The following is a 6,681-nucleotide window of genomic DNA, read 5'->3' as shown; positions in this document are numbered from 1 at the left end:
CTTCACCGCGCCGGCCGCCTGATCGGCGCACGACGCGTTCAACCGGGGGTGGCGGTTCGCCGCAGGGGCCGCTAAGACCGGAAGCCTAGTCGCCTTTCCGGCGCCGATTGCCTGTCCTTCCAGCCGAAGGCGCGTGCCGTGGATATTTACCTGCCGATCGCCGAAGTCTCGGTGAACTGGCCGCTCCTGGTTCTGCTGGGGGCGCTGGTCGGATTCGTGTCCGGTCTGTTCGGCATCGGCGGCGGCTTCCTGATGGCGCCGGTTCTGGTCTTTCTGGGCATCCCGCCGACGGTGGCGGTGGCCAGCCAGGCCAGCCATGTCGTCGCCTCCTCGACCTCGGGCGTCATCCGCTATTCCGGCATGAAGGCGGTCGATTACCGCATCGGCGGCATCATGGCTGTCGGCGGGGCGCTGGGCGCCGTGCTGGGCGTCGAGCTGTTCCGCTACCTGCGCCTGCTGGGTCAGGCCGATCTGGTGGTGGCCCTGTCCTATCTGCTGTTCCTCGGCTCGATCGGCAGCATGATGCTGTACGAAAGCCTGACGCAGATCCTGCACCGCGTCCGGGGCGAGACGCCGCCGCGCAAGGAGCGCCGCCGCCCCATGTGGCTGTACGGCCTGCCGTTCAAGATGCGTTTCCCGCGCTCGGGCCTCTACATCAGCGCCATTCCGCCGCTCGGCCTGGGCGTGTTCGCAGGGATTCTGTCGGCCATCATGGGGGTGGGCGGGGGCTTCATCCTGGTGCCGGCCATGCTCTATGTGCTGCGGATGAAGGCCAGCGTGGTCGTCGGCACCAGCCTGTTCCAGATCATCATCACGACGGCCATCACCACTGTGCTTCAGGCCGGGCGCAACCAGACGGTGGACATCGTCCTGTCGACCATCCTGCTGCTGGGCGGGGTGGTGGGGGCCCAGTACGGCGCCAAGCTGTCGGGCCGGTTCCGCGCCGAGGAAATGCGCGCGGCGCTGGGCCTGATCGTCCTGCTGGTCGGCATCCAGATGGGGCTGGAGCTGTTCGTGCGGCCTGGCGACCTGTTCCTGCTGGCGCCGGGAGTGGCGGACTGATGTTCCAGGTTCTGCCGCCCGAGCCGCCGCCCGTCGCCGCCGCGCCCGAGATCATCATCGAACGCTCGGCCGCCACGACCGAGGATGTGCGGGTCGCCGCCGCCCTGACGGACGCGCGGGTGGATGTGGACTCGGGGTTCAAGGGGGCGTCGATCGTCCTCTACGGCGCCGTGTTCAACCCGACCGACACGCCCGCCGACGTGGTGGTGGTGGTGCGCGGCCCCGACGCGCCGGTTCGCCTAGTCAAGAAGACGCGCAACATGGGGGTCTGGCTGAACAGCCGCCCGGTGCTGTTCGAGGGAGCGCCCGGCTTCTACATGACCGCCTCGACGCGGCCGCTGAGCGACATCGCCGACTTCGGCCAGTTGCGCCGTCTGGGCGTGGGGGTGGACCACCTGCGCATCGACGCGCCGGAAGAGGCCCGCACCGTCACCCGCTACGGCGTGCGCGACGTGGTCATCAGCCGCCTGGGCGAGGACTATCTGGACTGGCGCCGCGCCGTGATCCGGCTGAAGGAGGCGGCGGCCCTCTACGACACCGATCCCAAGGGGGTGGAGTTCGTCGATCAAGGCCTGTTCCGCGCCGAGGTCAAACTGCCCGCCGTGGCCCCGACCGGCAAATACTACGCCGAGGTCTGGCTGTTCCAGGAAGGGACGCCGGTGTCGGTGTCCAATATGACCCTGACGGTCGAGAAGGTGGGGCTGGAGCGCGACATCTATGAGTTCGCCCACCGCCGGCCGTGGAGCTACGGCGTGCTGTGCGTGCTGCTGGCGGCGATGACGGGCTATGCGGCGTCGCGGGTGTTCAGGAGTAGATAGGCCCTTTCCCGCTCATCCCGGCGGACGCCGGGATCCAGCGAGAACCACGCGCTCCGCCTTTGAAGAGGGCCAAGATTTCCACGCGCGCGGATGCAGCCAAAGGACTGGATCCCGGCGTCCGCCGGGAGGAGCGGAGGTTGGGGCTGCGCTCAAGCAGCGAGCGATCGCGTCGCGAGCGTAGCGCCAACAAAAAAGGGCGGCCCGCGAAGGCCGCCCTTTCCGTTCAGTCTGTGCCTGAGCCTCAGGCCGCCTTGGTCTGCGGCGCGAAGCGGCCGTAGAAGGTTTCGTTCTTGGCGGCCATGTCGCGCAGAAGCTGCGGAACCTTGAAGCGGTCCCCGTATTTGGCGGCCAGTTCGTCGGCCTTGGCCACGAAGGCCTTCAGTCCGGTCTGGTCCATGAAGGTGATGGGGCCGCCGGTCCAGGGCGCGAAGCCCCAGCCCAGGATGGCGCCCAGGTCGCCCTCGCGCGGGTCGTCGATGACGCCCTCTTCCCAGCAGCGGGCCACTTCGACCGCCTGGCGATACAGCAGGCGGGTCTTCAGCTCGTCGATGGCGGCCAGCGCCTCAGGGCTTTCGCCGAAGGCGTCGCCCTTGGTGGTCGGGGCCAGCTCGGCCAGACCCGGCCAGATGACCTTGGGCTTCTGGTCGTAGTCGTAGAAGCCCTTGCCGTTCTTGCGGCCGTAGCGGCCCTGTTCGACCATGGTGGCGACGATCTGCTCGCCCTCGGTCGGGACGTATTTGTCGCCCAGATCCTCGCGGGTCTGTTTGGCGATCTTGTACGACAGGTCCAGGGCCACGTCGTCGTGCATCTCCAGCGGGCCGCGCGGCATGCCGGTCATGCGGCCGACGTTGTCGATCAGCACGGGCGAATAGCCCTCTTCCAGCATGGCCATGCCTTCCATCAGGAAGGTGGAGAAGCAGCGCGAGGTGTAGAAGCCGCGGCTGTCGTTGACGACGATCGGCGTCTTCTTGATCTTCAGGACATAGTCCAGCGCCTTGGCCAGGGCCGCGTCGCCGGTCTTTTCGCCCATGATGATCTCGACCAGCATCATCTTGTCGACGGGCGAGAAGAAGTGGATGCCGATGAAGTCCTCGGGCCGAACGCTGGCCTCGGCCAGGCCGGTGATCGGCAGGGTCGAGGTGTTGGAGCCGAACACGGCGCCTTCAGCCAGTTGGGCCTCGGCGCGCTTGGTGACGTCGGCCTTGATCTCGCGGTTCTCGAACACGGCCTCGATAACCAGGTCCGAACCCTTGATCAGGTCATAGTCCGTCGTCGCCGTGACCAGGGCCAGGGTGGCGTCGAACTTCTCCTGGGTCATCTGACCGCGCGACAGGCGCTTCTTCAGCAGCTCCTCGACGTGGGCCTTGCCCTTGTCGGCGGCTTCCTGCGTCTGGTCGATCAGCACGGTCTCGATGCCGGCCATGACCTGAACATAGGCCACGCCCGCGCCCATCATGCCGGCGCCCAGGACGCTGACTTTCTTGGGATCGGACTTGGGCGCGCCCGCCGGGCGCACGGCGCCCTTGTCCAGCTCCTGCTTGGACAGGAACAGGCTGCGGATCATGGCCTGGGCCTGCGGCGTCATCAGGGTCTTGATGAAGTAGCGCGTCTCGATGCGCAGGCCGGCCTCGATCGGCACCTGCACGCCTTCATAGACGGCCTTCATCATGTTCAGCACGGCCGGGTAGTTGCCGTAGGACTGCTTGCGCAGGATGGCGTTGCCCATGATGAAGACCTGGGCGCCCGCCGGGTGGTAGGGGCCGCCGCCGGGGATCTTGAACTTGGGATCGTCCCACGGCTGGACGGCCTTGCCGCCGTTCTTGATCCAGGCCTTGGCGGCCGCGACCGACTGGCCCTTCTCGACGACCTCATGGACGACGCCGGCGCCCTTGGCGTCGTTCGGGCGCCAGGACTTGCCCTCGGCCATCTGCATCAGGGCGGTCTGCACCCCGATCAGGCGCGTCAGGCGCTGGGTGCCGCCGCCGCCGGGGAAGAGGCCGACCTTGATCTCGGGCAGGCCCAGCTGAATCTTCGGGTCGTTCTCGACGACGCGATAGTGGCAGGCCAGGGTGAACTCCAGCCCGCCGCCTAGCGCCAGGCCGTTGATGGCCGCCGCCACCGGCTTGCCCGAGGTTTCCAGCGCGCGGAAGGCGCCGTTCAGCGCCCAGCCGGTGTCGAACGCCTTCTGCAGGTCGCCGCCGCCGGCCAGCATGCCCGAGGCCATGTCGCCCAGGTCCGCCCCGGCGCAGAAGCCGGTCGTCTTGCCCGAGGTCAGGACCACGCCCTTGATGGCGTCGTCGGTCTTGATCTTTTCGACCAGGGCCGGGATCTCGGCGATCACGGTCGAGGTCAGGGTGTTCATCGAACGGCCCGGCACGTCGAAGGTCACGAGCGCGACGCCGTCGGCGTCGATGTCGATCTTGAAGTTTTCCATAGTCATTCGCTCCCGGATCAGACGCGTTCGATGACGGTGGCGGTGCCCATGCCGCCGCCGATGCACAGGGTGGCCAGGGCCGTCGACTTGTTCGAGCGTTCCAGCTCGTCCAGCACCGTACCCAGGATCATGGCGCCGGTGGCGCCCAGCGGGTGGCCCATGGCGATGGCGCCGCCGCAGACGTTGATCTTATCGTGCGGGATGTCGAGCGCCTGCATGTAGCGCAGCACCACGGCCGCGAAGGCCTCGTTCAGTTCATACAGATCGATGTCGCCCGGCTGCATGCCCAGCTTGCCCAGCAGCTTGCGGGTGACGGGCTCGGGGCCGGTCAGCATGATCGACGGCTCGGAGCCGATCGAGGCGCCGCCCAGGATCTTCGCGCGCGGCTTCAGGCCCAGGGCCTCGCCCATCTCCTTGGAGCCGACCAGAATGCCCGCCGCGCCGTCGACGATGCCGGACGAGTTGCCCGGCGTGTGGACGTGGTTGACGCCCGCCGCCTCGGGGTAGCGCTGGTTGATCACGGCGTCGAAGCCCATGCCGCCCATCATGACGAAGGAGGGGTTCAGCCCGCCCAGGGTCTGCATGTCCGTCTTCGGACGAATGGTCTCGTCACGGTCCAGCTGGGTCAGGCCGAGCTGGTTCTTGACCGCGATCACCGATCGATCGAAGCGGCGCTCGGCCCAGGACTGGGCGGCGCGCTTGTGGCTTTCGACCGAATAGGCGTCCACGTCGTCGCGGCTAAAGCCGTATTTGGTGGCGATCATGTCGGCCGAGACGCCCTGCGGCACGAAATAGGTCGGGAAGGCCGCCGAGGGGTCGGTCGGCCAGGCGCCGCCGTCGGAACCCATCGGCACGCGGCTCATGGCCTCGACGCCGCCGCCGACGGCCATGTCGGCCTCGCCGGACTTCACCTTGGCGGCGGCCATGTTCACGGCTTCCAGACCCGAGGCGCAGAAGCGGTTGATCTGCACGCCCGCCGTCTCCTGGCCCCAGCCGGCCGACAGGACGGCGGTGCGGGCGATGTCCGAGCCCTGCTCGCCCACCGGCGACACCACGCCCAGGATCACGTCGTCGACCTTGGCGGTGTCCAGGCCGTTGCGGTCGCGCAGAGCCTCCAGAACCTGGGTCGCCAGGCTCAGGGCTGTGATCTCGTGCAGACTGCCGTCCTTCTTGCCCTTGCCGCGCGGGGTGCGCACGGCGTCGTAGATGTAGGCGTCGGCCATGGAGCGTCTCTCTCTTGTTGTGCCCCTACCGTTCGCTGCGCGGCAGCGAACTGCATGAGGGACGGGTTCTTGGTGTCCCTATCGCTCGGCGCGCGGCGCCTCGCTGCATAAGGGACGGGGTGGCGTCTTGGTTGGGAGGCGGTGGGCGGACGGATCCGATCATCGCGTCTGGAATTGAAACTCAGGCCGTTAGAAAGCCGACGTTTACGTCAACGTCAAGTAACAAGGCGCGTGAGGTCGCCGGATGTGAAAAGGGCGGGCCGTCGTGCGGCCCGCCCTGTCTTCTCAGTCTCAGCGGCGCGCCAGCCGCACCAGCTTGCCGTTCTCCTCGTCGGTGACGACCCAGACGGCGCCGTCAGGCCCGACCGCTACGTCGCGGATGCGCTCGCCCAGGCCGGTCAGCAGGCGCTCTTCGCCGACCACGCGGCCGTCCTGCAGCACCAGACGAACCAGGTGTTTGCCGCCCAGGCCGCCGATCAGGGCGTTGCCTTTCCAGTCGGGGAACATGGCGCCGTCGTAGAAGGCCATGCCGCCCGGCGCGATCACCGGATCCCAGTAGTAGACGGGCTGGACGGTGCCTTCCTGCGTCGTCGTCGCGCCGGGGATGGCGTCGCCGCTGTACTCGATGCCGTAGGCCGCGCCCGGCCAGCCGTAGTTGGCGCCAGCCTTCTCCAGGTTCAGTTCGTCGCCGCCGCGCGTGCCGTGCTCGATGCTCCAGACCGCGCCGGTTCCCGGCTGGACGGCGATGCCCTGCGGGTTGCGGTGGCCGTAGGACCAGATCTCGGGCAGGGCGCCCTCGCGGCCGACGAAGGGGTTGTCGGACGGGACCGAGCCGTCGGCGTTGATGCGGATGACCTTGCCGTGGTGCGAGGCCAGACTCTGGGCCGTCGGCCGCATCGGCTTGTCCGAGCGTTCGCCGATGGTGATGTACAGCTTGCCGTCCGGGCCGAAGACCAGGGAGGAGCCGAAATGCTTGTCCCCGTCATAGGTGTCCTTGACCTGGAAGACGACCTGCACGTTCTCGACGCGGCTCAGGTCGTCCGACAGGCGCCCGCGGGCCACGGCCGTGCCGTTGCCGCCGTCTCGCGGCTGGGCGTAGGACCAGTAGATCATCCGGTCCTGGGCGAAGGTCGGGCTCAGGATC

At 68.0% G+C, this 6,681-nt stretch carries 5 protein-coding genes; 2 read left to right on the top strand and 3 right to left on the bottom strand.

All coding sequences use genetic code 11. From position 1 onward, the window contains the following. Positions 1 to 138 precede the first annotated feature (138 nt). Positions 139 to 1,062 carry a sulfite exporter TauE/SafE family protein gene (locus BDIM_RS14480; protein WP_040346327.1) on the top strand — a complete coding sequence of 308 codons (924 nt, stop codon included), beginning with the start codon at positions 139 to 141 and terminating at the stop codon, positions 1,060 to 1,062. Next, entirely contained in the window at positions 1,062 to 1,880 is an 819-nt protein-coding gene (locus BDIM_RS14475; protein WP_040346326.1) for a TIGR02186 family protein, read from the top strand. The genes BDIM_RS14480 and BDIM_RS14475 overlap by 1 nt, the downstream gene beginning before the upstream one ends. A 241-nt stretch (positions 1,881 to 2,121) precedes the next feature. Here BDIM_RS14475 and BDIM_RS14470 read toward each other — a convergent pair whose 3' ends face one another. From BDIM_RS14470 to BDIM_RS14460, 3 genes are all read right to left on the bottom strand, one after another. Further along, a complete protein-coding gene (locus tag BDIM_RS14470; protein WP_003166335.1) occupies positions 2,122 to 4,314 on the bottom strand; it encodes a 3-hydroxyacyl-CoA dehydrogenase NAD-binding domain-containing protein in 2,193 nt (730 codons plus the stop codon). A gap of 17 nt (positions 4,315 to 4,331) precedes the next feature. Beyond that, a complete protein-coding gene (locus BDIM_RS14465) occupies positions 4,332 to 5,537 on the bottom strand; it encodes an acetyl-CoA C-acetyltransferase (RefSeq protein ID WP_003166334.1) in 1,206 nt (401 codons plus the stop codon). A 291-nt stretch (positions 5,538 to 5,828) separates the two neighbouring features. Next, positions 5,829 to 6,681, bottom strand: an 853-nt coding sequence (locus BDIM_RS14460) for a PQQ-dependent sugar dehydrogenase (RefSeq protein ID WP_081461918.1), incomplete at its 5' end; no start/stop codon positions are given.

This window comes from Brevundimonas diminuta ATCC 11568, assembly GCF_000204035.1.
Classification (GTDB): domain Bacteria; phylum Pseudomonadota; class Alphaproteobacteria; order Caulobacterales; family Caulobacteraceae; genus Brevundimonas; species Brevundimonas diminuta.
The sequence above is the reverse complement of the archived record's forward strand: the minus strand, read 5'-3'. Positions and strand labels throughout refer to the sequence as shown.

Bases quoted from the DNA above. Each gene is read 5' to 3' on its own strand.
- BDIM_RS14475 (WP_040346326.1), top strand. From the start codon at position 1,062: ATGTTCCAGGTTCTGCCGCCCGAGCCGCCGCCCGTCGCCGCCGCGCCC.
- BDIM_RS14470 (WP_003166335.1), bottom strand. From the start codon at position 4,314: ATGGAAAACTTCAAGATCGACATCGACGCCGACGGCGTCGCGCTCGTG.
- BDIM_RS14465 (WP_003166334.1), bottom strand. From the start codon at position 5,537: ATGGCCGACGCCTACATCTACGACGCCGTGCGCACCCCGCGCGGCAAG.